Source organism: Nocardia sp. NPDC102475, assembly GCF_055584605.1.
In genome coordinates, this window is record NZ_JBVJLS010000002.1 from 361,407 (window position 1) to 384,235 (window position 22,829).

The window sequence follows — 22,829 nt, forward strand, 5'->3', positions numbered from 1 at the left end:
GCAGCGCCAATAGTTCCCTTAACGAATGCTGATGGTGTTAACGGAGACCGATAATGAGTTCGGTCACAATCGCGTCACACGGGTAGCAGCCGGGACACCACCGCGGTCAATTGTTTGGCCGAGCGACACTCGTGCATCTCGATCACTTCGCGATAACTGTCGGCGGCGGAATCGCCAGTGCCCCAGTTGCTTTCCTTCTCCGGATTGAGCCAATGCGCGTGCTTGGCGGTGCGCACCAGCTCGCGCAGCGTATTCAGATCCGGATCACGGTAATTGGTGCGGGCATCGCCGAGAATCAGCAGCGAGCTGCGCGAGGTCACCGCATCGGGCCACTGCTCGACGAAGGTCGACAGCGCATGGCCGTAGTCGGAGTGCCCGTCCAGGCCGACCACCTTGCCCTCGGTGAAGATGCGGGCCATGGACTGGTCCAGCTGGGTGTGCGGATCGAAGAACCGGGTCACCTCATCGGTCCGGTCCACGAAGGCGAATATCCGAACCCGGGAGAACTGTTCGCGCAGCGAATTGACCAGCAAGAGGGTGAAGTTGCTGAATCCGGCCACCGAGCCGGACACATCGCAGAGCAGCACCAACTCGGGGCGACCCGGTCGCGGTTTGCGATTCACCAGGTCGATGGGCACGCCGCCGGTCGACATGGATTTACGCAGCGTCTTGCGCAGATCGATCTCACCGCGACGAGAATGCCTGCGGCGCACGGCAAGTCGGGACGCCAGAATTCGGGCCAGTCGCTGGGTGCTGCGTCGCATCTCCGCCAGCTCGGTTTCGGAGGCACGCAGGAAATCGACATCCTCGACTTGGCGAGCGACGGCATAGCTCGCGACGCGCTCCTTGCCGATATTCTCGGCCACCCGCCGGTGCGTTTCCGCCTCCACGATGGCGCGGAATCCGGCGATCCGCTGTCGGCCGATACGGCGGGCGATCTCGGTATCGAATTCGCTGGTATCCGGTCCGGCGGCCAGACCCTGCAGAATCCTGGCCAGCAGAGTTTCCGGCTGGACCTCGCGCAGCGTCCGGTACGCGGAGAAGGAGGGGCCGCGCGAAGATTCGTACCGACCGAGCTGTTCGACCAGCTGTGCGGCGATCATTTCCTGCTGCTGCGTCGAATCCTCCCTGGTCAGCAGGTCCGCGAGTAGTCCGCGCAGCGCGGCAATGTCGATCTCCCCGGACGGCGTGCGCGGAACGTCGAGATCATCCGGAGTGCTGCTACGCGCGCCGAGGGCCGCCGGGAACCACAGGTCGAACAGGCCGTCGAAAGTACCGCGATGGGTGGTGCGGCGCAGTAGCGAGCAGGCCAGACCCTCGCGCACGACCTCGCGGTCCATCAGATCCAGCACCGACACCACACGACCGGCGTCCACCGTCTCCGAGGGACCGACCGGGATGCCGTGCGCCCGCAAAGCGTCGACGAAACCGACGAGATGTCCCGAAATCCCGTGCGGCGCTTCGAGTATGGGCTGGGATCCGGCCGCCATGGCTCAGGCCAGCTTCAGCTCGGCCAGCGCGCGCTGGTGGTCGGCCTGGTGCTTGAGCACGACACCGAGGGTGGCGCGCACGGTGGTTTCGTCGAGATCCTGCAGACCCAGCGCGAGCAGGGTGCGTCCCCAGTCGATCGATTCCGCGACGCTCGGCAGCTTCTTCAGCTGCATCCCGCGCAGCACGTGCACGATCCGAACCAACTGGGCGGCAACCGAGGCGGACAGCTCCGGAACACGGCTGGCCAGGATGCGGCGCTCGAGTTCCTCGTCCGGAAAGTCCAGGTGCAGGTAGAGGCAGCGGCGCTTGAGCGCTTCGGACAGTTCACGCGTCGCGTTGGAGGTCAGCACCACGAACGGCTTGCGGCTGGCGACAATCGTGCCGAGTTCGGGAACGGTGACCGCGAAATCGCTGAGCACCTCGAGCAGCAGACCCTCGATCTCGACATCGGCCTTATCGGTTTCATCGATGAGCAGCACGGTCGGATCGGCGCGACGGATCGCGGTCAGCAGCGGGCGCGAGAGCAGGAATTCCTCGGTGAAGACGTCGGCCTTGGTCTCTTCCCAGTCGTTCTCGCTGGACGCCTGGATCCGCAGAATCTGCTTGGCGTGATTCCACTCGTACAGCGCGCGGGCCTCGTCGACGCCCTCGTAGCACTGCAGACGCACCAGTTCCGCATCCGCGGTCTGCGCGACCGCCCTGGCCAGTTCGGTCTTGCCGACACCGGCAGGACCCTCGATCAGCAGCGGCTTACCGAGCCGATCGGCCAGGAATACCGAGGTCGCCGTCGCCTTATCGGCCAGGTACCCGGTCGTGGCCAGCCGCTCGATCACATCGTCGACCGAGGTGAAGATCGGCTCCTGCACTGCGCTTTCGGTACCCACGTAGCGTCCTTCCATTCATTCCCACCCCTAAAGCTACGGGAGTACCCGAAGCAAGCGCTCGGCGGTTCTTACACCGAACGAAATCTAGACCGGCCGGATCTGGCCGTCGCCCCAGACGATCCACTTGGTCGAGGTCAGTTCCGGCAGCGCCATCGGGCCGCGGGCGTGCAGCTTCTGGGTGGAGATGCCGATCTCCGCACCGAAGCCGAACTGCTCACCGTCGGTGAAGGCGGTGGAGGCGTTCACCATGACAGCGGCGGCATCGACGCGGTTAGTGAATTCGCGGGCCGCGGCCAGCTCAGCGGTGACGATCGCCTCGGTGTGGCCGGTGCCCCAGGTATTGATGTGCTCGACCGCCTCGTCGAGATCCTTGACGACCTTGAGCGCGATATCGAGGGTGAGGTACTCCTCGCCCCAGTCCTGATCGTTGGCGGGCACCAGTCCGGGCAAGTCGCCGTGCACGGTGACGCCATGACGTTCCAGCGCCTCGATCAGCCGGGGCACGGCGGTGGTGGCGATCGCGTCATCGATGAGCACCGTCTCGGCGGCATTGCACACGCTGGGACGGCGGGTCTTGGCATTGATCAGGATCTGCTCGGCCATCTCCAGATCGGCGGCTTCGTGCACGTAGACGTGGCAGTTGCCGGTGCCGGTCTCGATGGTTGGCACCTGTGCGTCGCGGACCACGGCATTGATCAGGCCCGCGCCGCCGCGCGGGATGACCACGTCGACCAGACCGCGGGCCTGGATCAGATGGGTCACGCTGGAGCGATCGTGGCTGGGCAACAGCTGGACCGCATCGGCCGGAATGCCCAGTGCGACAAGGGCTTCCCGCAGCACGGTGACCAGTGCGGCATTGGAGTGCGCGGCCGAGGAGGAACCGCGCAGCAGCGCCGCATTGCCGGATTTGAGCGCGAGTCCGAATGCGTCGACGGTGACATTCGGGCGGGCCTCGTAGACCATACCCACCACGCCGAGCGGCACCCGGACCTGACGGATCTCCAGCCCGTTCGGCAGCGTCGACCCGCGCACGACCACACCGACCGGATCCGGCAGCCCGGCCACCTGACGCAGCCCGGACGCGATGCCGTCGATGCGCGCCTTCGTCAGCCGCAGCCGGTCCAGCAGGGACTCCTCGGTCCCCGCCGCCTGCGCGGTCGCGATGTCCTCGGCATTGGCGGCGAGCACGGTATCGGCCGCCGCGAGCAACGCATCCGCGGCCGCATGCAGCGCCTCGTTCTTCTGCGCCGTGGTCAGCTGTGCGAGCGCGCGCGAAGCAACCCGAGCCTTGCGCGCGGCATCGTGCACCGCTTCGCGGATATCCTGGCCGGTCGTCGTCCCTACCGTCATAGGTGACAGCCTACTGACCGGGCGAAGTGGCCTCAGCACCCATTCCCGCGAGTGCCCGGGGACGACCAGCACGTTCGACATCCAACTGCCCGGCACCGAGTTCGCTCAGCAACTGTTCTTGCAGCCGCTGCCAGTCCCCCCGTCCGGATAGGTTGCCGCACCATCAGGTCCGGCTCGCTCGCCGAGCGCAGTCGAAACGCGGCACGACACGCCTCGCGGCACCACCATATGACTGCGCTCGACGGACCTCGATTACCTCAGAAGCTAGCTGGCCGCGGCACTACGTGCGCTTCGGCCAGCAGGCACCGGAGGCTCTGAAAGGCCGGTCGGCAGGTGGTTCCCGCCGAAACACGCTGCGCGGCAGAATAAACCGGCACATCGGCTCGGTCCGGTCCGAGTTCTCAGCCTTGACAAGCCGATACCTTGCGTATCGGACCGACCGGTGTCTGGTCCCGTTAGATACATGAAGGAGACCCCGGGTGAACAAGGCGGCAAGGTGGCTCGCCGATCAGTGGCGGATCTGGATCACGGTGCTGGTCGTGGCCGTGGTGGCGGGGACCGCTGCGGTCGTCTGGGTGAACCGATCGCCTGTGCAGCCACCCGAGGTATCCGCGACTGGCGGCCGGTTCCGGATTTCGCACCGGCTCGACTCCACTCCGGTGCCACAGTGGACATTGCGCGCTGCCGACTTGTCCGACGCGCCCGGTGCGGTTTTGCTGGCCGCGCCGCAGACGCTGGATCGCTATTACGGCTACGGCGCACCGATGGACGCCGGGACGATGATCGTCGCGGCAACCGCGGTGCCCGGCGAGCCCGGGCCGGGCGAAAATGCTGGACTGACCGTCGGACCGATGCGGATGCACGGCATCGATCCGGCCAGCGGCCAGGTGCGATGGACGACCGATGTCGGCGAACTCCTCGGCTGCCGTGAGCAGGTATTCGACGGAAAGATCGCCTGCCACGGCACGCATCGGGTGTTGATCATCGAAGCTGCCACGGGCGCGGTACTCGCGGACCATACGACGGACTTCGAGGTCATGGACGTCGCGGTGCGGGACGGCGTGGTTTCGGTAGTCGGCCGAACCGCGGACTGGATGACCGCCGTCGCCACGCGAGGGACCGTTTCCGCTATCGACGCCACCTGGCGGCGGACGTATCCGACGCCCGTTCCCGGCGACCCGGTCAGGCCCAGGATCACGCAGGACTACTTCCGGGACGGGCACGACCATGACGTTCGCGTCTACGATCTGCGCACCGGCGAGTTGCTGTTCACCGGCCCCGTTGGCTACACGTTCGACGGCGGCGTTGTCGCTTTGCAGGTGTTCGACCGGGGCGGGAGCGCGGGGCGGGTCACGCTTCTCGATCGCAACGGCCACCCGATCACCGAGGTCAGCCACCCGAGCTTCCTCCTCGAGTGGTACCCGACCGCGACCGCGACGCCGCCGCCGATCCTCACCGGCGAAAGTGCCTACGAGCGAACGACAGGCCGAGTCCTCTGGACCAATGCGCAGATCGGCATCGACGAGTACGCCGGCCGCAAGAGCGCGATCGAAGGAGTAGTGGGTAACACTGTGATCGTCGGATCGCTCGATGGATCACAGCTCGCCGGCCTCGATCTCGCTGACGGACACCAAATCTGGCAGCAACCGACGCCGTTCTCGAATGCCTCCCGCTACTCCAGCTACGACGGCATAACCGACGCAAGCCACCTCATCCTGGCCGACGGCACCACCGTGCACGCGATCGATGCCGCAGATGGTTCGACTGCTTGGTCGATGCCGTTACCGCCAAGCGGTAGGCCCAACTTTCGCTCAGTGGTGAAGGCAATGGGCGGCCGTATGGTCACAGTGACCGCACGGGAATTCACCGGATACGCTGCGGCATAACATGTTCGGCATTCAGCCGCAGCCGCATCGGTGAATTCGAATCGAACGCGGCCCAGCGGTCGGTGTCGCCGCCGAAAGCCTTCGATCACCGCCACCAACGCGGTCGCGCGCCGATTGTTGGCGATCGCAAGTGCCCCGAACATCCGGGCCAGCAACTGGCTCCGCCCCACGCCAGCAAGTCCAGTCAGCGATCGCAAACGCCCCCAACAGCGGCCAGCAACTGGCTCCGACCCAGGCCAGCAAGTCCAGTCAGCGATCGCAAACACACCGAACAGCCGGGCCAGCAGCCGGTTCCAACCTATATCCGTGCCGGCTATCCGCGTGACCGATGCCGGTCAGTCGGATCGTGCGCCGTTGCTCCCGGGGCCAAGGGATTCAGCCCAATATTCGTGCCGAATCGCGTCCCACAACCGCGCCAGTTCCGGGAACCGCTCACGGACCTGCACCAAATCCGGCGCGGCCACGACGCTCGACATCGAAATCAGCGTTTCCGCTTCGGATAGCCTGCGCACCAACATCATTCGAATGCAACAATTCTCGATCCGCCAGATCGCCTGCCAGCCGTCCACCTCGGTGCGATGCTCGCTCATCCCGGACCGTTACCTGTGGCCACCGCCGTCCGCGCCAGGGAGCGCTAGTGCGTTGAGTTTGTCGAGCACCTCACGCAGGGTTCGCAACGTCGGCCCACCGTCCGCGCGCACCTGGCTGTCGAGCGGTGGGAACTCGAGGCCCCTCGCGGCAGCGCGCTCACGCGGCGTCAACGACTGCGGCGCAAGGCGACCCGCATCGACCAGGGTGTAATATGCCGCCGCTTTCCACACGCACCGGCCGATCCGACAGGCGCGATGCTCGCGCATCTGCTCGTGCGCCAACTCGATATCGGCATACCCGCAAACACTCGGCAGCGGGATCGTGTCCTCCCCCATCACGCCGCCCCCGTCTCGATGGCTGGGCGTTCGACCCGCGCCCATGTCGATGAAGTTCGGCTTTATCATGAGCTTCACACAGCCATCCAGGATGTATCTCTGGGTGAGGTCGAGAGCAGAAACCTGTTGCGGCAGATAGCGACGGAGCACGAACGTGGTGAACGCTGACCTGTCCAGGGCGAAGTGGTTCAAGAGCAGTCGCAGCGAGAGCGGCGCAAAATGCGTAGAGGTGGCCTGGCTCGACGCAGGCAGAGTCGGCGTCCGCGACTCGAAAAACCCAACCGGCCCAGCACTGGTATTCACTCCCGGCGAGTGGGATACCTTCACCCAGGTAATGAAGGAGCACAAGGGTGGTCAAGGTTGACCTATCCAGGGTGAACTGGTTCAAGAGCAGCTACAGCGAAGGCAGCGGAGAATGCGTCGAGGTTGCCTGGCTCGACGCAGGCAGAGTCGGCGTCCGCGACTCGAAAAACCCAACCGGCCCGGCACTGGTATTCACCCCCAGCGAATGGGATGCCTTCGCAGCGGACGTACAGGGCGGCGAATTCACCCACCCCACCCCATAGCAGCCCCGACCACAGCCAACGGCCTCAGTCCACCCGTAATGGACTGAGGCCGTTACAATTTCAGGACAGCACACCCACCCCCACCCCACGAGAATGCACTAATGGCGGGGCCTTCTCGACATTCGCCTACACCATTACATGGTGACCACCCGTCCAACTCTGGTGCTGCGGCGCCATCCGCCTCCGTCAGCCCGCCGAGCGTAGTGATATGGCGGTCGAATGCGACGTGGGCGACCACCATTCGACTACGTTCGGCGCTTTCTCGGCGGGGTGCGCTCGTCGCAGCCGCGGAAGTCCCAGGGCAGCGCCGAGTTATTCGCCCGCGATGGTGCTCGCAGCCGACATCGCTCACGTCACTTCGGCACCAAAATTGGTCGATACCAACATCTTCCGCGCGAAGTTGGTGTCCAATGCCACTGATCAACGGTGTTGCGGATGACCGATGTAACCAGTCAGGAGTGCCCTCGTGTCACGTGAAATCGATTCGGCTGTCTTCCCACATCTGGATGCGGACTTGGACCGCGTCCGTGAGGTTCTCGGCCCTGTCCGACTGGAGGGCAGGCCTGAACTGAACGCACTCACAGACGAGGGGCCGGACACCTCTCGCCGTCTGGTTCGTCCCACTTTGACCCTGCTGTCGTACTACCTGCTCACCGATCCCGCGACCCCGGCCGACGACCGCGTGGTGCGCGCCGCAGCTGCCGTCGAGTTGCTGCATCTGGGCTCGCTCTACCACGACGACGTCGTCGATCACGCGTACCAGCGTCGCGGCCGCCCCAGTGCCAACGTGGTGTGGGGTTCGCATATGGCGGTACTGGGTGGGGACTCCGTGATGCTCGCGAGCGTGCGCATGCTGGCCGAACTAGGCGGGCGGGAAGTTCTCGCGGGGGCGATCGCGGGTGAGCAGATGTGCGCGGGCATGGTGATCGAGGCCGCCGACCTCTACGTGGCCTCCCGCAGTGAGCAGTCCTACTTGGACGCGATCGACGGTAAAACGGCCGCGGTGCTCTCGCTGGCATGCCGGGTCGGCGCGATGCAGGCCGGACGCGCCGAGGACGCAGAAGAGGCGTTGGCCCTGTTCGGCCGACATTTCGGGCTGGCCTACCAGCTGTATGACGACATCCTCGACCTGACCTCGACCGCCGAGGAAATGGGCAAGCCCGTCAACGCGGATCTGCCCGAGGGCATCTACACACTTCCCGTGATCCGCGCGGCCGCCCGCGACGGGAACCTCGTCCGGCTGCTGCGCAGAGCAATGACGCGTGAGCAAGTCGCGCGGGCCCACGAGCTCGTCATCACCTCCGGTGCCGTCGACGAAGCACAGGCGATGGCTGATGAGTTCATGGACCGGGCTGCCGGTCGACTCGCCGCTGTGCCCATCGACCCACACGCCCGCGACGCGATGATCGCCTACGCCCGATCCATCCTCGACCGGCGAACGCCCGATCCAGCGGTCGCTGCGCGCGCGACGCAGCCGCTAGCCCGCGCTGCCGGGCTCCCGCCGCACGTCGCGCAATGGTTGCGGAACTGGCTGCTGGACACCGGTCTGGCCCGCACCGCTGCCGAGGCCGACTACCACCGGTGGACAGGAGCGATCCAGCTCCCGGCACAGACCTTGACCCCGGCAGCGGACACCGCACGCGAACAGACGACCTATGGCATGGCCGTGCTGACCCTGATGTGGGACGACCTCTTCGAGGATCCGCAGCTGACGGACCCGGAGGCCGTCACCGCGCTGAGGCGCGGCATGGTGGCGATGGTGCGCAAGGACCCGCACGCGCCGTCCCGGCCCGGCGCGATCGCAACGGCCTGGGCGAGTTTGTGGCCGCGTCTGCGCGCGGGCCGGACCACCCGCTGGCAGGAGCGGTTCCTCGACGGACTCGAGGAGTGGTTCGAAGCGGCCGAACGCGAAGCGCACCATCGCATCGACGGCTACATCCCCGCCACAGCCGACTACCTGCCGCTGCGGATCGCGACCAGTGGGATCGAAATCGCCCTCGCCTGCATAGAGGTGTACCAGGACAGCGAACTGCCGTCGAAGCTGCGCAACCACCCCGTGATCCGCCGATTCGAGGAACTCGCCTTCTGGGTGACCTTCGTGGAGAACGACCTGGTGGGGTTGGATCAGGACGAAGCGGACCAAGTCCCCTATAACTTGGTGCGGGCGGTCCGTCACGAAACCGGTTGCACCCGTAGCGAAGCCGTCGGTCAGGTGCAGCGCCAGGTGGCGGAGCATCGTGCCCAGCTCGAGGCGGTGATCCGCTACATCCCCGGACTCATCCGCGTGCTTCCCGGCCTGTCGGGCAGGAGGAAGGACTACGCGCAGATATACGAGAGCATCACGAATGTGGCGCTGTGGGGACGTGAGAGCGATCGATACGTGCCGACCTCCGCTTCCGTAGCGCCGGACTTGGAACGCTTGCGTCGAGAGATCTACTACCCGGCCGACGAACCGGCTCCTATCGCACCGTAAGCCCCGCAGCCGAACAAAGTCAGGTGTGGACCGCTCGGTTCACCGTGGTGTCGCGCGGGCCGCGCCCTCAGTGTTCGGCCAGCTTCGTCCGTCCTGGGAGGCGCGGTCCAGAGATGCGGATCCACATCGCGGGTCGAAGAGAAGAGCGGGTCCGCAAATGGAAAGCGACCAGTCCGACGAGGGCGCTCGCGGTGAACCAGGCCAGTTGCACGGCGAAGCCCGCGAATGGCGTGGTGCCGGAGAAACCGGCCGCGGTCGAAGCCTGCATTGCCCCGTACGAGGGCAGCCAGCGCACCAGATCGCTGTCCGCCCCGGCGCTGGCGATGGGGTTCTGCACGGCCATGTCGACGCAGCTGATCATCGCGATGGCGAACATGCCCTCCACCTCCCGGCGCAGCAGCGCGCCGAGGGCGACACCCAGTGCCCCGTATGTCATCGCCGCGCCGAAAAGGGCCGCGCCGAGTAGGACAGGCTGCCGAGGCGGCCAGTAGCAGCAGATGATCGCGGTGGCATACGTGCAGACAACCGCCGAGGCCACCACCAGGCAGGCAATCTTCGCCAGCCCAAGCGTGGCCCGGGGATACCCGGCCATCGATAATCGCCGATCGAATGCGCCACTGCTGAAAGTCGCCGCGAACATCATGAATCCGATGATCAGTGAGACCGCCATCAGGGCAACGCTGATCTGGGCGAGCTCATTGCCGTTGGCGCGCAACACGAGACCGGTATCCCGGAGCCGGAACGGTACCTCGATGCCGGTGACGGCCACGCGCACAAGGGTGATCAATATGGGGACGAAGGCGGCCACCAACACCATGGCGAACCGGTTACGTGCGTGCTCGATGAGGCCGAAGCGCGTGGCGATCAGAAACAGTCGAAAACCGTTGCGCATCAAGCCTTCTCTTGTCTGTCTTGGAGGACCCCCTCGTGCAACCGCCACACCTGATCCAGCTTGTCGGTGTCGTGGGCCAGATGCGAGACGACCAGAACCGACCGACCGCTGTCACGGAATTCTGTGACCAGATCCCAGAAACGCAAATACGTTTCCCAATCGAATCCCTGATATGGCTCGTCGAGCAGCAGAACCTGCGGGTCGTGCATCACCGCCAACGTCAGGTTGAGCTTCTGCCGGGTGCCGCCGCTCAGCGTCGCGACCCGCTCGCCGATGTACTCGGAGAACCGGAGGATCTCCATGGTCTCCTCGGCCCGCCGCAGATCCGGAACGGCATAAGCCGCAGCGAAGAAGTCGAGGTGCTGACGAACCGTAAAGGCGTCGTTCAGCACTACCTGCTGCGGGCAGTACCCGAACCGCCCACGGTGCCGGATCGTTCCCCGGTCCGGCCGCAGCCCTCCGGAAAGGACCTTCAACAGTGTCGACTTCCCTACCCCGTTCTCACCGACGATGCCCACCAGCGTCCCCGCGGGCAGCACGATGTCGATACCGCGCAGCACCGACCGCCTGCCGTATGAGTGGTGGACGTTCTGCACTTCCATCATCGCTCCTTGCCTGCCGCAGATGCAGTGGCCCGGTATCCGTCCGGATGCTACCAAGCAACGTCGAAAAGCCCTGCCGGGATCGCTAATTCGCGGCACGAGCCGAATCGGCGGCGGGGTAGTACACCTCACGGCGCAAGCGTTCCAAGTCCGGCGCGGCGGAATCCGAGCTCTGCGTGTACCGGTCGGCGTGACGCGCCGTGAACGCGACATCCCTGATGTTCTCGTAGAGCGACATGTACTCCTTCCTTCGGCCGGAGAGACCGGGAAGTACGCGCAGGAGAGCGGGGAGGTAGCGGATCACGGCGTCGATCCGAGCGCGTTTCTCGGTCAGCTGACGCTGCACCTGCTCGATGGCTTCACCACGGGTGCACCCGGTTTCATGCTGGATGGCCCTGACGAGGTTGTAGGGGATATGGTCGGCCTCGTCCCGATCGAATGACACCAGATCGTTCTCCGCCAAAACCACCCAGGAGAGAAGTTCTTCGAGACGGCGGAACACAGGGTGGGTCCGCAGCGTCGACGGCACTTCCCAGTCCTGGTGCACCTCCATAATGGCGGCAGCGATGTCGAACCCACCGGTCGAGTTCCGCAGCGGCAGCCAGTCGGCGATGGTGGGGACGTAGCGGTTGATGCGATGGTGCGCTTCGCGTTCGCAGGCTTCGAACCACGCCTCAACGCTGTCGAGGAACCGCTCCTGCCACTCGACGGTGCGCCCCTCGCGCAGGCGCGGCCACAGACTCGCCCATGCCGTCGCGATCGCGCCGGGCCTGCCTGGTTCCTGCGGATCCTGACGCAGCACAGCCACCAGACCATGCCGCAGCGCGGTGACAGCTGCTGGATCCCTCAACTGCGGATCATCGAACAGGTCATCCCACACGGCAAGCAGCGCGGTCATGGCGGCGAAGAGCTGTTCATGGTCCGCGTCCGCCGGGGCCAAGAAGTGTTGCGGCAGCCGGAACACTCCTGACCACCTGTGATTGTGGTCGAACTCGGCCGGAGAGGAGACAAGGCCAGTATCGGCCATCCAGTTCCTCAGCCATGACATCGCCTGCGGCGAGACCGACTCGCCACCGGCCTCGGACGGCTGTGTCGAGGGCCCCGAAACGACCGGGCGGGAACTTCTCCGATCGAGTACCGACCGGGCATAGCCGGTCATCACGTGGCGAACCCGAGGGTCGACGGGCAGACCGGCAAGCTGATCCTGAGCCTGCTCGATGAATTTCTCGGCGACCGCCTGTGCCTCGTCCACGGCACCTGAGGCGATCACGAGCTCACGGGCGCGCGCGGCGTCTTCGCGCGTCATTCGCCGCCCCAGCAGGCGGGCAAGATGTTGGTCGCGAACAGCCGCACGGATCACGGGCAACGTGTAGATGCCCTCGAACAGATCCGTGTTGACCGGCTTACCCATTTCTTCGGCGGTCGAGGTCAAATCGAGAATGTCATCACACAATTGGTATGCCAGCCCGAAATATCGACCGAACTCGGCCAACGCTTCTACGTGCTCGTCCGGACAGCCAGCCTGCATCGCGCCCACCCGGCACGCCAACGACAACAACGCCGCGGTCTTACCGCCGATCGACTCCAGATAGGACTGCTCACTGCGAGAGGCCACATACTCATCGGCCGCCTCGAGCACCATGCCCGCGCACATCTGCTCACTCACGATCACCGCCGCGGCAACCTCGCGATGGCCGAGTTCGACCAGCACGCGCGTGCCCGAGGTCGTCACGCAGTCCCCAGCCAGGACGGCCATGTGCGAACCCCACACCGCGTTGGTGCTGGGGCGGCCGCGGCGCTGGTCGGCGTGATCGATGACATCGTCGTGATACAGCGACCCCAGATGTAGCAACTCCACCCCGGCGGCGGCGCGCACCGCCCGGTCATCGGCCGGGTTCGCGGGATCGGCGAGCAGGTAGTACGACAGCAACGTCAACGTCGGACGCACCAGCCGACGAGATGTGTCCGGCCCCTCCTCGGTGAGTGCGGTCAGCTCGGGGCGGCCGCGAAACTGTACCGGCCCGAGAACGTCACGGACACGGTCCAGGTCCGCATCCAGGTGCGGGAAGACAGCGGAATCTATCTCACGAGGCACGCGCGCTCTCCTGACTCATGGCATCGGCCATCTACACCGTTGATACAGTTGAAATTTGACACCATAGCGCGCGAAAAATGTTGGTATCAGCGCATTTTGACGCCACCGTTACAAACGGTACGTCGTCTGCGCCTCAGCGGCCTGTCTCGGCCTCAGGGGCTTCGCATTTCGGCCGTGAGACACGATCAGGTTCCGTCGATCTCGTTCAGGATTTGTCGCAGGAAAGGCCGGGGTGGCCGGTCGGGTGCGTCCGGGGCGGCGAGCAGGGCTTCCACGATCGGGGCGATGGCGGGGGCGCTGTCCACGGCCATCCGGACGAGACCGAGTTCGGCGCACCGGGAAAGTGCCGGGGTCAGGCAGGCGATCGCCTGATCGGTGCGTCCGGCGACGGAAAGGCAACCGCCATATAGCAATTGAGCCTGCAGAAGAGCGCGGGGGCGGGGCTGCGTTCGGATTTCGGCGACCATCTGTTCGGCGGCGGCGACGCAGCGTTCGGCGGCGGCCGGTGACTGTTGGGCGAGCAGGAGACGAATGGCCGACTCGTGGGTGAGTTCGGCGGTGACCGCGAGTGGGTGGTTCGGTTGCCGCTGGTACGCGGGCAGGTGCTCGAGCGTGTGCCGGTCTGCGTCGGTGATCGGCAGGCCCAGTCGTACCCGCTCGTTCACAATGCGGGCGGTCAGCCGTGGCAGGGCGATATGCTCCGCGACCATTTGCCCCTCGTCCAACCATCTTCGTGCGGCATCGAGATCGCCGTGCATAGCCACCAGCCTGGCACCGGTCCCGTAGGTGGCGACCAGGAATTCCATGGCGCCGGCCGCGACGCCGGGGCCGAATGCCAGCAGCTCGGCGGCTTCGTCGCATTGCCCTTTCTGGTAGAGCAATTCACCGAGCAGCCCGCTGGCCATCCGAGTCGCGTGGGATTGGCTGCCGGTATTCCGGGCGAGGGTGAGCGCGGAGCGGAAGAGCGCCTCGGCGCCGGCGATGTCGAGTTCTTCGGCGGCGGCTTGGCCCGCGATGCAGGTGCCATAGACCACGCCGGCCGGGCCATTGATGCGCGTCCGGTAGGGCTCGGCCCATGCGTGCCAGCGGCGGGCGTCGGCGAAGTCGAAACGATAGAAGGCGGCCGCTTCCGCGGTGGTGGCCGCGACGCTGGCGAAGAACGGTCGTACCGGCTGCTGCAGCCATGCCTCGGCGGCATCCGGGAAGTCCTTGAACCGGTCCGTCACAAGGTATTCCGCGGCTCGCGTCACGTCGGCCTGGATGCGCAGATCCGCGGTCCCGGGATCGTCCGGCGCGGCGGTTGCCAGTGCAGCGTCCACGCGATCCAGCGCGGTCCGGGTGGCGGCGGGGCGCTGCAGCGAGATGTTGGCCCAGGCCACCGACAGCTGCAGTTGTGGATCGGCAACCGTGATCGCCGCGGGCAGCTTCTTCACCAGGCCTAGGAAGGTGGCCATGCGGGAATCTTCGATGAGCGTGTCGGCGTGTTCTTGCACCAGTAGTTTCGCCCGCTCGGCCGCGCCGGCCGCGAGTGCGTGATCCACAGCTTCGGTGAGCATCTCGTGCTCGGCGAACCAGGTCGACGCGATCAGATGGAGCTGTTCGAGCAAGCCGGGGTGCTGCTGGATCAGTCTGCGGCGCAAGAAGTCCGCGAAGAGCGCGTGATAGCGGAACCACCGCAGCTCGTCATCGACGCTGCGCAGGAACAGGTCTCGGCGCCGGACCTCCTCGAGCTGTTCCTGCCCGGACCGCACTCCGGTCAGCGCCTCGGCGAGATCTCCACAGATGGTGTCGGTGACGGCGGTCCGCATGACGAACTCGAGCATCGTCGGTTCGAGCTCGGCGACGACGTTTTCCATCAGGTATTCGCCGATGGCGTAGTGCTGCCCCGTGATCTGGTCCAGGTAGCCACCGGGATCCTCCTTGCCGCGCAGTGACAGTGAGGCGAGTTGCAGAGCTGCCACCCAGCCCTCCGTCGACTCGCGCAGCCGGTCGACGTCGGCGTCGGAAAGGTGCAATCTCTTCGCACCGACCAGGAAATCGGTCGCCTCCCCGGAATCGAAGCGCAGTGCGGTCTCGTCGATTTCCACCAGTTCGTCCTGAACGCTCATGCGCCCCAACGGAAGACCGGTGCGAGTGCGGCTGGTGACGATCAATCGCAGGTAGTCGCCCCCGTTGTCGAGCAAAAACTCCATCGCGGCGAGGGTCGCCGGACTGGTCACCTGGTGCCAATCGTCGATCACGACGGCAACGGGCTCCGCACTGTCGTGGATCTCGTTGATCAGGGCCGTCATCACCTGCTGCGCCGCGGCGGCGGAATGCTCCTCGAGAATCTGTGTCAGCTCGATCGCCAGCGTGGGACGAACCTGGCGAATCGCCTCCACCAAATGGCTCAGGAACCACACGACATTGTTGTCGTCCTCCGCGATCGCCAACCAGGCCGCCCGGACGCCGTCCGCGTCGAGCGCGTGTGCCCATTGTGCGGCCAGGCTGCTCTTGCCGAAACCGGCCGGGCCATGAATGAGGACCAGCCGCCTGGACTGTCCCTCCCGTAAGGTTTCCAGCAACCGCGGGCGATTCACCAGCCGGCGCAGCGTCGTCGGTGGACGGAACCGGGTCTTCGGGGCCGATTGCGGCGGCAACGCGATTGCGGCGGCCGACATTGTCGACGAGATCGGCCGAACGCCCGCGACCGACACGGTTTGAACGGATCCGTCATGCTCCGGGGCAGCCATCGTGTCCACCGGCAACCCGCAGGAGAACTGCGCGTTCCGCAACCGCTCACCGAAGTCCCGGGCAGTGGCCGGGCGCAGAGCAGGGTCGGCGGCCATCGCGGCCTCCAGGATGGCGCACACCATTGCCGGTACGCCAGCGGATCGCAGGTCGGGGACGGGTTCGGAGGTGATGCGCACGAACTGCGCCACCATCGACTCGCCCGCCTGGCGCTCGAACGCGGCGTGGCCGGTGAGAGCCGTGAACAGCGTCGCGCCCAGCCCATACATATCGGAGCGAACCGTCGGAGGTTCGCCGCGGATCACCTCCGGAGCCGTGTAGGCCGGGGTCCCCGCGACGAGCCCGGCCGCTGTCTCGAACGCGCCGCCGACGCGCGCGATACCGAAGTCCGCCAGCTGCGGTTCGCCGTAGTCGCTGATCAGCACGTTAGCGGGATTGACGTCGCGATGGATGACGCCGCTGGCGTGCGCGGTCGCCAGCGCGCCCGCCAGCTTGACGCCCACGGCCAATACCTCCTGCCACGGCAACGGTCCGTCCGCGCGAATCCGCGCGTCGAGTGAGCCTCTGGGGTGGAAGGGCATCACGATGAACGGCCGGCCGGCCGGGGTGACGTCGGTCGTCAGCACCTGGACGATGTTCGGGTGGGTCGAGAACTTCCCCAGGGCTCGTTGTTCGCGCAGGAAGCGGGTCCGGTCCTCGTCGTCGACCGTGGATCCGAGCACCTTGACCGCCACGTCCCGATCGAGTGCGGACTCGGTGCATCGGTACACGATGCCGAATGCGCCGCGGCCGATCTCTTGGGCATCGGCGAACCCGGCCGCAGCCAGTTCCGCTGCGATGCCGATAGTCAGGTCGCGTTGCGTCCCCTCGGCCTTACCGTCGGACATCGACCGCTCACCCGATCACAGGCGCAGACTTCTTGGAAATTCGCGCGTTTGCGGCTGCCTGGTACTCCGACCGCACCGCGAGCGACTCATGTACTTACCTCTCGAGTCGAAAACCAGCTGGTCCCGATAGGTCGATCATAAGCCGCGACGACGGGTGCAGCGTGCCTGCCATCGAACTGGCCGCGATGAGGTGGGCCGAGTCCGTCCCGAAGCGGGCGAGGGCGGATTATCTTGGGACTCATGCCCACCATGCCGGATCGGATACCGGCCGAGGGTGCCCACGATGCGTTGATCGGGCACCTCGAGGCCCATATGGTTGCCCTGACTTTTGTGGACAATGCGGGGATAACCAGGGTGAAGGCGGTGCCGAAGGGGCGGTTGGCGCATGCCGCCAAATTCGGCATCGGAGTGTCGCCCTGTTTCGAGACGTTCACCTTCGATGATCTGATGTCCGTCGGGCGATATCTCGGCGGACCCGACGGTGATCTGCGGCTGATTCCCGATCTGTCGCGATTGACCGAACTCGCCTGTCAGCCGGGGTGGGCCTGGGCGCCCGCCGATAAGTACACCCAGGACGGCACCCGCTTCGTCGCCTGTCAGCGCGCCTTCGCGACCCGGCAGGCGCAGGCGGCGCAGAACGCCGGGCTGCGGATTTCGATGGCCTTCGAGACGGAGTGGTCGGTCGGGCGCGGGGATGTCGAAAACGATTTCGTCCCAGCGGTATTCGGACCCGCCTACAGCTTGATCCGGTTGAGTCAGGTGGGCGAGTACGCCAGTGATCTCGTCGCGGCGCTGGAGCGTCAGGAGGTCGCCGTCGATCAGTTCCATCCGGAGTACGCGCTGTCGCAACTGGAATTGTCGGTCGCACCCAACGATCCGGTCGCTGCCGCGGATGACGCGATCCTGGTGCGGCACACCATCCGGCAGGTGAGCGCACAATACGGTTGGCGTGCGCTGCTCGCGCCGTGTATCGAGCCCAGCGGTGCGGGTTCCGGTGCGCACCTGCATTTTTCGCTGCACGATGACGAAGGACCACTCTTGGCGCAGGGCGAGGGACCGCACGGAATGCGCCACGCGGGCGAAGCGTTCCTGGCCGGTGTGCTGCGGGAACTGCCCGCATTGGTCGCGATCGGCGCGGGCAATCCGGCGAGTTTCCTGCGGCTGCAACCCTCGCGCTGGGCCGGGGTCTGGCAGTGCTGGGGCCGGGAGACGCGGGAGGCGGCGCTGCGCTTCATCACCGGCGTGCAGGGCACCGAGGAATGGGCAGCCAATGCCGAGATCAAATGTTTCGACGCTACCGGTAATCCATATCTGATCGTCGGCACGGTCATTGCCGCCGGACTCGCCGGTATTGCCGAAGAACTGCGGTTGCCCGCCGAAATCACCGGCGATCCAATGGGATTCGACGCGGAACAGCTCATGCTCTCCGGTGTGCGGCGGTTGCCGACCAGTTCGATGGAGGCCGCCGACGCACTCGCGGACTCCAAGGTGCTCGCCGAGGCACTCGGCGTCGAACTGCACGATGCGCTGCTCACGGTGCGCCGCGCGGAGGCCGAACGCTATCGGGATATCAGCCCGGCCAAGGTGATCGAGATGACCCGCTGGCGGTTCTAGCGTGCTCACCGATGGTGTCGCACTGACCGATCACCATTGTCACGGCGTCGTCGCCGCGGATCTGGACCGCCCCGGCTTCGAGCGACTGCTCGGTGAAGGGCCGCGCGGCACCTTCGATTCCGCTATCGGCCTTGCCGTAAGACGTTGGTGCGCACCGATTCTCGACCTGGAGGCGCATGCCGATCCGGAAAGGTATCTGGCGCGCCGGGCCGAACTCGGTTGGCGTGAAGCGACCACCCGACTACTGCGCGCCTCCGGCACCACGCGGTGGTTTCTCGATACCGGATTCGGTGGTGGTCGAGCGGAATTCGCCGCGGTCGCCCCTGGCGAGGTGCGCGAGATCATCCGGCTCGAACAGATAGCCGAACAGGTGATCGCCGAAGTCAGCATCGCGACAATGCCTTTCGAGGACATCGAAACCACATTGCGCGGTCGGGCCCGAAATGCCGTCGGCCTCAAGACAATCGTGGCCTACCGCTACGGTCTGAACTTTCCTGTCACCGATACCCTGCCATCGACGATCATCCACGAACTGCGCCTCACCGATCCGGCGACGCTCGGCTGGCTGGTCGGACTCGGCGCTCGCATCGGCGCGGAATTCGGCCTGCCGCTGCAGTTCCACACCGGATTCGGCGATACGGATCTGCGGCTCCAGCACACCGATCCGCTGCTGCTCACCGACTTCCTGCACGCCACCTCGGGCTCCGGATTATCGGTCATGCTGCTGCATTGCTGGCCCTTCCACCGCAATGCCGCCTACCTCGCGCACGCCTTCGACCATGTGCACCTTGACCTCGGCCTGACAATCCCCTACGTGGGACAACGAGCCGCGGCGGTACTCGGCGAAGCGCTCGAACTCGCGCCGTTCCGGTCGATGCTCTACTCCTCCGACGGCTACGGACTCCCCGAGCTGCACTACCTCGGCGCACGGCTGTGGCGGCGCGGTCTCGGCCGCCTGCTGGACGAATGGATCGCCGACGACGCCATCACCCTCGCTGATGCCGAAGGGCTCGTCATCGCGATCGCCCGTGGAAACGCCGTGCGCACCTACCCCTAGCGTGCGGCGGCGATGGCGGCGTCGAGTCCGTTGGACAGTTGGCTGGAGTCGAGTTTCTTACCGTTGACGAAAACGGTCGGAGTGGCGTTGACGTCGCCGTTGAGGACCTGCTCGGTCTTGTCACGGAGATAGGTGTCGTACTTACGATCGGTAATGCATTGGGCAACCGACGGGTCGGTGTAGCCCGCAGTCTTGGCGATCTCGACGAGTTTGCTGTCGGGCAGGCCACTGCCGCCCTCGGCGGGCTGCTGTTCGAACATCGCGGCGAACCAGCCCTGATACTTCGAATGGTCTTGTCCGGCAACACAATACGAAGCGTTCGCGGCGCGCGAGGAGTACTGGGTGCTGGAGGCGCGGTCCAAGAACGAGATGACGTCGTACTCGATGATTGCCGTGCCGTTCTCGGCGGCGTCTTCGAGTGTCTTGGCGTTGCGTTTCTCGAATTGCTTACATGCCGGGCACTGCAGGTCCGCGACCACGCGAACGACGACCTTCGCATTCGAATCGCCGACGCGGACCGCACCGGTGGCGGTCACGCCCGCCGGGGTCGTCCCGGAACCGGCGCCCGCTGCCGTCGCGGCACCCGAAATGACGTTGCTCTTCTGCACCACAACGACGCCGATCACGCCCACGACGACGAACAGCACTGCGGCGACCGCCACCAGAATGACGACAGCACGGTTGCTGGACCGCGACGCCGTCGGTGGACCCGCCCATCCACCCTGAGGGATGCTCACCGTAGTTTCACCATGCTTTCGCTCGCCGAAATTTCCGCCCCCGCACGATAGCGGTTGCGACGCGCGGCGTGCTCGTCCGGTAACTGGCCATCGATAATGAAGTGCGCATGGACCTGCGGGAATCTAGCGTTGATGGGGAACAGACCAAAATCGGAAAGGACGCTTCCCATGTTTCCCGTCGAGCTGCGTGGCACCAGGGCGCAGACGCTCATGTGGGCCAACGAGCACGAAATCGAGCAGTCCGCGCTGCGGCAGCTGCGGAATATCGCGCAACTGCCATGGGTCCACGGCGTCCGCGTCATGCCCGACGTGCACCTCGGCAAGGGGGCGACCGTCGGCTCGGTGATCGCCATGCGCGATGCCGTCGCACCTGCGGCCGTCGGCGTGGATATCGGCTGCGGCATGGAGAGCGTGAAGACCGACCTCACCGCCGCCGACCTGCCGGACAATCTGCATTCGCTGCGCTCGCGCATCGAGGCGGCGGTGCCGGTGGGGTTCCAGTCCCATAAGAATGCGGTCGACGTTGCGAAGCTGGGCGCGCAGTTCGCCGCCTCTCATGGCGAGCTGGCCAAGCATGTCAGTGGCTGGGCACGTTTCTGGTCCGAGTTCGGCTCGCTGAATCCGGGCGTGCAGACACTGGAATCCAAGGCGCACAAGCAGATCGGCTCGCTAGGCGGCGGCAACCACTTCATCGAAGTCTGCCTGGACGAGCACGATTCGGTGTGGATCCTGCTGCACTCCGGTAGCCGCAATATCGGCAAGGAACTCGCCGAGCGGCATATGACCGTCGCGCGCGCGCTGCCGCACAACCAGGACCTACCCGATCGCGATCTGGCCGTATTCCTTTCCGGCACACCGGAAATGGAAGCCTACCGGCGCGATCTGACCTGGGCGCAGGAATACGCCGCGCGCAACCGCGCGGTCATGCTGTCGCTGGTGTGCGGTGCCGTGCGCGCGGAATTCGCCGGGCGCGAGGTGCTTTTCGACGACCCGATCAGCTGTCATCACAATTATGTGGCGGAGGAGGAGATCGACGGTGTGCCGATGCTGGTCACCCGAAAGGGCGCGGTGCGGGCGGGCGCAGGCGATCTGGCGTTGATTCCGGGTTCGATGGGCACACGCTCATATGTGGTGCGCGGCAAGGGAAATCCGGCCTCGTTCCAGTCGGCATCGCACGGTGCGGGTCGGCGGATGAGCCGGAACGCGGCGAAGAAGCAGTTCACCGTTGCGGATCTGATCGCGCAGACCGAGGGCGTGGAATCGCGCAAGGACGCGGGTGTGGTCGACGAGATCCCGGCCGCGTACAAGGATATCGACGAGGTCATTGCCGCGCAGAGCGATCTGGTCGATATCGTGGCGACTCTGCGTCAGGTGCTGTGTGTGAAGGGGTGATGCCACTCTCGAGCATCCGTCGCACGTAGGTGTGTCGAAGATCGTTGAGCAGCAGTGTATTCGGTTCGCGCGCGGCTGAAGTGGACGCGCATCACGTCGACGAGCCCGACCCGCGGCGTCCGCTGATTCGGAATCCGCCGGAATGTCAGCATGGCGGTGAACGCGCGAGTACGGTCGGATCCGGGTTGTAGGCCACGGAGGAGGCTCGGATCGTGTTCGGTCGGAAAAAGGACGCTGTCGGTGCGGAGCAGGTCGTTCTCGGAATGAGTGAGGCAGAACTCGTCGCTTTGCTGGGACAGACGAAGCGACAGTCGAGTACCGACGACGTCCTTGCGAGTTACAAGTCCGTCGCAGGCGGTTCGAAGTTGCCTCGTCAAAAATTCTTGGTTTACCTCAACAAGCCGCGTGGCTATGACACCTACCTGGTGGTGCAGGACGGGCGGGTCGTTCGGGTGCGGCAGACGTCGAGGCGATCGGGTGAGGTCATACGTGATGAAGAGGAGTAGGTCCGGCAAGATACCGAGCCAACCTGACCGGACAAGGATCTAGCGACCGAATTGCAATGGGAACAAACGCAATTCGGCCGCTCAGCGCCGCCGCAACGTCCCTGCCACGCCCGCCCCGAGCAGCAGCACGCCGAGGATGAAGGGGAACCCGCTGGTCACCCAGGTGATCAGCGCGAAGCGCATCTCATCGGATAGCACCGGCAGGTCGTCGTGAATGATCCGCCAGGTGTCATCCGGGAAAAGGAAATACACGAAGCCCGGTACCACGCCCCAGACCAGTCCGGCCAGCACCGTTCCCGCCGGTGCGTACGCGGCGAGCGCGGCAACCAAGAGCAACAACAGCGCCCCACCGACGATCTGGAACGTCGATCCGGCCCGATTGGCCGCGGATCCGAGAATGACCCACTGCCGGGTATCGAGTGCCGCATGCGCGGCTAGTCCGATGCCGACCGGCGTCACGACCAGACCGGTCAGTATGCCGAAGACGGTCCGCCCGAATCCACCGGTACTGCGGAATTGAGCACCGGGTGGCGCCCATCCCGGCGGCGGCTCGTAGTTGGTCATGGCTGCCTCCTGCGCGGTCCCACGGTGCGGAGCAATGATCTCACTCTATTGTCCGTTGCCCAGGGATATTTCGCCGCTTCGGCTGCGGTGCCGGTCGCCGGTGAGTCGTAACCCGCTGCCCCGCACTCGCCCGTAACTATCGCGGGCATTCCCGTCGACGTCGAAACGTTTCGTCGC

19 protein-coding genes are annotated in these 22,829 nt (G+C 65.6%); 8 read left to right on the top strand and 11 right to left on the bottom strand.

Annotated elements, in window-relative coordinates; all coding sequences use genetic code 11:
- Positions 1-74 precede the first annotated feature (74 nt).
- The 3 genes from ACZ60G_RS04910 to ACZ60G_RS04920 form a co-directional block, all read right to left on the bottom strand.
- A complete protein-coding gene (locus ACZ60G_RS04910; protein WP_465807357.1) occupies positions 75-1,490 on the bottom strand; it encodes a vWA domain-containing protein in 1,416 nt (471 codons plus the stop codon).
- 3 nt (positions 1,491-1,493) lie between these two features.
- The gene (locus ACZ60G_RS04915) at positions 1,494-2,375 is read right to left on the bottom strand and encodes an AAA family ATPase (RefSeq protein WP_465807358.1); all 882 of its coding nucleotides are present in this window, start codon (positions 2,373-2,375) and stop codon (positions 1,494-1,496) included.
- Between the two features lie 84 nt (positions 2,376-2,459).
- Complete coding sequence (locus ACZ60G_RS04920; RefSeq protein WP_465807360.1) at positions 2,460-3,725, bottom strand: glutamate-5-semialdehyde dehydrogenase; 1,266 nt, start codon at positions 3,723-3,725, stop codon at positions 2,460-2,462.
- Between the two features lie 479 nt (positions 3,726-4,204).
- On the opposite strand from ACZ60G_RS04920, the gene ACZ60G_RS04925 reads away from it, so the two are divergent.
- Positions 4,205-5,611, top strand: coding sequence for an outer membrane protein assembly factor BamB family protein (locus tag ACZ60G_RS04925; RefSeq protein WP_465807362.1), 1,407 nt, complete (start codon positions 4,205-4,207; stop codon positions 5,609-5,611).
- A gap of 335 nt (positions 5,612-5,946) precedes the next feature.
- Here the strand turns inward: ACZ60G_RS04925 and ACZ60G_RS04930 are convergent, their stop codons facing one another.
- Entirely contained in the window at positions 5,947-6,201 is a 255-nt protein-coding gene (locus ACZ60G_RS04930) for a hypothetical protein (RefSeq protein ID WP_465807363.1), read from the bottom strand.
- Positions 6,202-6,210: 9 nt separating this feature from the next.
- Positions 6,211-6,615, bottom strand: coding sequence for a hypothetical protein (locus ACZ60G_RS04935; protein ID WP_465807365.1), 405 nt, complete (start codon positions 6,613-6,615; stop codon positions 6,211-6,213).
- 76 nt (positions 6,616-6,691) lie between these two features.
- Between ACZ60G_RS04935 and ACZ60G_RS04940 the strand changes: the two genes are divergently transcribed.
- The 3 genes from ACZ60G_RS04940 to ACZ60G_RS04950 all read left to right on the top strand — a co-directional run bounded on the left by ACZ60G_RS04940 (position 6,692) and on the right by ACZ60G_RS04950 (position 9,576).
- The gene (locus ACZ60G_RS04940) at positions 6,692-6,901 is read left to right on the top strand and encodes a DUF397 domain-containing protein (RefSeq protein WP_465807367.1); all 210 of its coding nucleotides are present in this window, start codon (positions 6,692-6,694) and stop codon (positions 6,899-6,901) included.
- Complete coding sequence (locus ACZ60G_RS04945) at positions 6,888-7,103, top strand: DUF397 domain-containing protein (protein WP_465807369.1); 216 nt, start codon at positions 6,888-6,890, stop codon at positions 7,101-7,103. The genes ACZ60G_RS04940 and ACZ60G_RS04945 overlap by 14 nt, the downstream gene beginning before the upstream one ends.
- 466 nt (positions 7,104-7,569) lie before the next feature.
- On the top strand, positions 7,570-9,576 hold the full coding sequence (locus tag ACZ60G_RS04950) for a polyprenyl synthetase family protein (protein WP_465807371.1): 2,007 nt from the start codon (positions 7,570-7,572) through the stop codon (positions 9,574-9,576).
- A gap of 67 nt (positions 9,577-9,643) precedes the next feature.
- Here the strand turns inward: ACZ60G_RS04950 and ACZ60G_RS04955 are convergent, their stop codons facing one another.
- From ACZ60G_RS04955 to ACZ60G_RS04970, 4 genes are all read right to left on the bottom strand, one after another.
- Positions 9,644-10,468, bottom strand: a complete 825-nt coding sequence (locus ACZ60G_RS04955; RefSeq protein WP_465807373.1) for an ABC transporter permease — start codon at positions 10,466-10,468, stop codon at positions 9,644-9,646.
- On the bottom strand, positions 10,468-11,070 hold the full coding sequence (locus ACZ60G_RS04960; RefSeq protein ID WP_465807375.1) for an ABC transporter ATP-binding protein: 603 nt from the start codon (positions 11,068-11,070) through the stop codon (positions 10,468-10,470). Before ACZ60G_RS04960 ends, ACZ60G_RS04955 begins: the two co-directional genes overlap by 1 nt.
- A gap of 85 nt (positions 11,071-11,155) precedes the next feature.
- Positions 11,156-13,165: a polyprenyl synthetase family protein gene (locus ACZ60G_RS04965; protein WP_465807376.1), complete on the bottom strand. Its 2,010-nt coding sequence runs from the start codon at positions 13,163-13,165 to the stop codon at positions 11,156-11,158.
- Positions 13,166-13,350: 185 nt separating this feature from the next.
- The gene (locus ACZ60G_RS04970) at positions 13,351-16,782 is read right to left on the bottom strand and encodes a protein kinase domain-containing protein (RefSeq protein ID WP_465807378.1); all 3,432 of its coding nucleotides are present in this window, start codon (positions 16,780-16,782) and stop codon (positions 13,351-13,353) included.
- Between the two features lie 240 nt (positions 16,783-17,022).
- On the opposite strand from ACZ60G_RS04970, the gene ACZ60G_RS04975 reads away from it, so the two are divergent.
- Complete coding sequence (locus ACZ60G_RS04975) at positions 17,023-18,396, top strand: type I glutamate--ammonia ligase (protein ID WP_465807380.1); 1,374 nt, start codon at positions 17,023-17,025, stop codon at positions 18,394-18,396.
- Between the two features lies 1 nt (position 18,397).
- A complete protein-coding gene (locus ACZ60G_RS04980) occupies positions 18,398-19,453 on the top strand; it encodes an amidohydrolase family protein (RefSeq protein WP_465807382.1) in 1,056 nt (351 codons plus the stop codon).
- Here ACZ60G_RS04980 and ACZ60G_RS04985 read toward each other — a convergent pair.
- Positions 19,450-20,190, bottom strand: a complete 741-nt coding sequence (locus ACZ60G_RS04985; RefSeq protein ID WP_465807384.1) for a DsbA family protein — start codon at positions 20,188-20,190, stop codon at positions 19,450-19,452. The two genes, ACZ60G_RS04980 and ACZ60G_RS04985, sit on opposite strands and share 4 nt — an antisense overlap.
- Before the next feature lie 168 nt (positions 20,191-20,358).
- Between ACZ60G_RS04985 and ACZ60G_RS04990 the strand changes: the two genes are divergently transcribed.
- Both ACZ60G_RS04990 and ACZ60G_RS04995 read left to right on the top strand, forming a co-directional pair.
- Positions 20,359-21,582: an RtcB family protein gene (locus ACZ60G_RS04990; RefSeq protein ID WP_465807386.1), complete on the top strand. Its 1,224-nt coding sequence runs from the start codon at positions 20,359-20,361 to the stop codon at positions 21,580-21,582.
- Positions 21,583-21,794: 212 nt separating this feature from the next.
- The gene (locus ACZ60G_RS04995) at positions 21,795-22,088 is read left to right on the top strand and encodes a hypothetical protein (protein WP_465807387.1); all 294 of its coding nucleotides are present in this window, start codon (positions 21,795-21,797) and stop codon (positions 22,086-22,088) included.
- 81 nt (positions 22,089-22,169) lie between these two features.
- Here the strand turns inward: ACZ60G_RS04995 and ACZ60G_RS05000 are convergent, their stop codons facing one another.
- Positions 22,170-22,652: a hypothetical protein gene (locus ACZ60G_RS05000; RefSeq protein ID WP_465807389.1), complete on the bottom strand. Its 483-nt coding sequence runs from the start codon at positions 22,650-22,652 to the stop codon at positions 22,170-22,172.
- Positions 22,653-22,829: the final 177 nt, after the last annotated feature.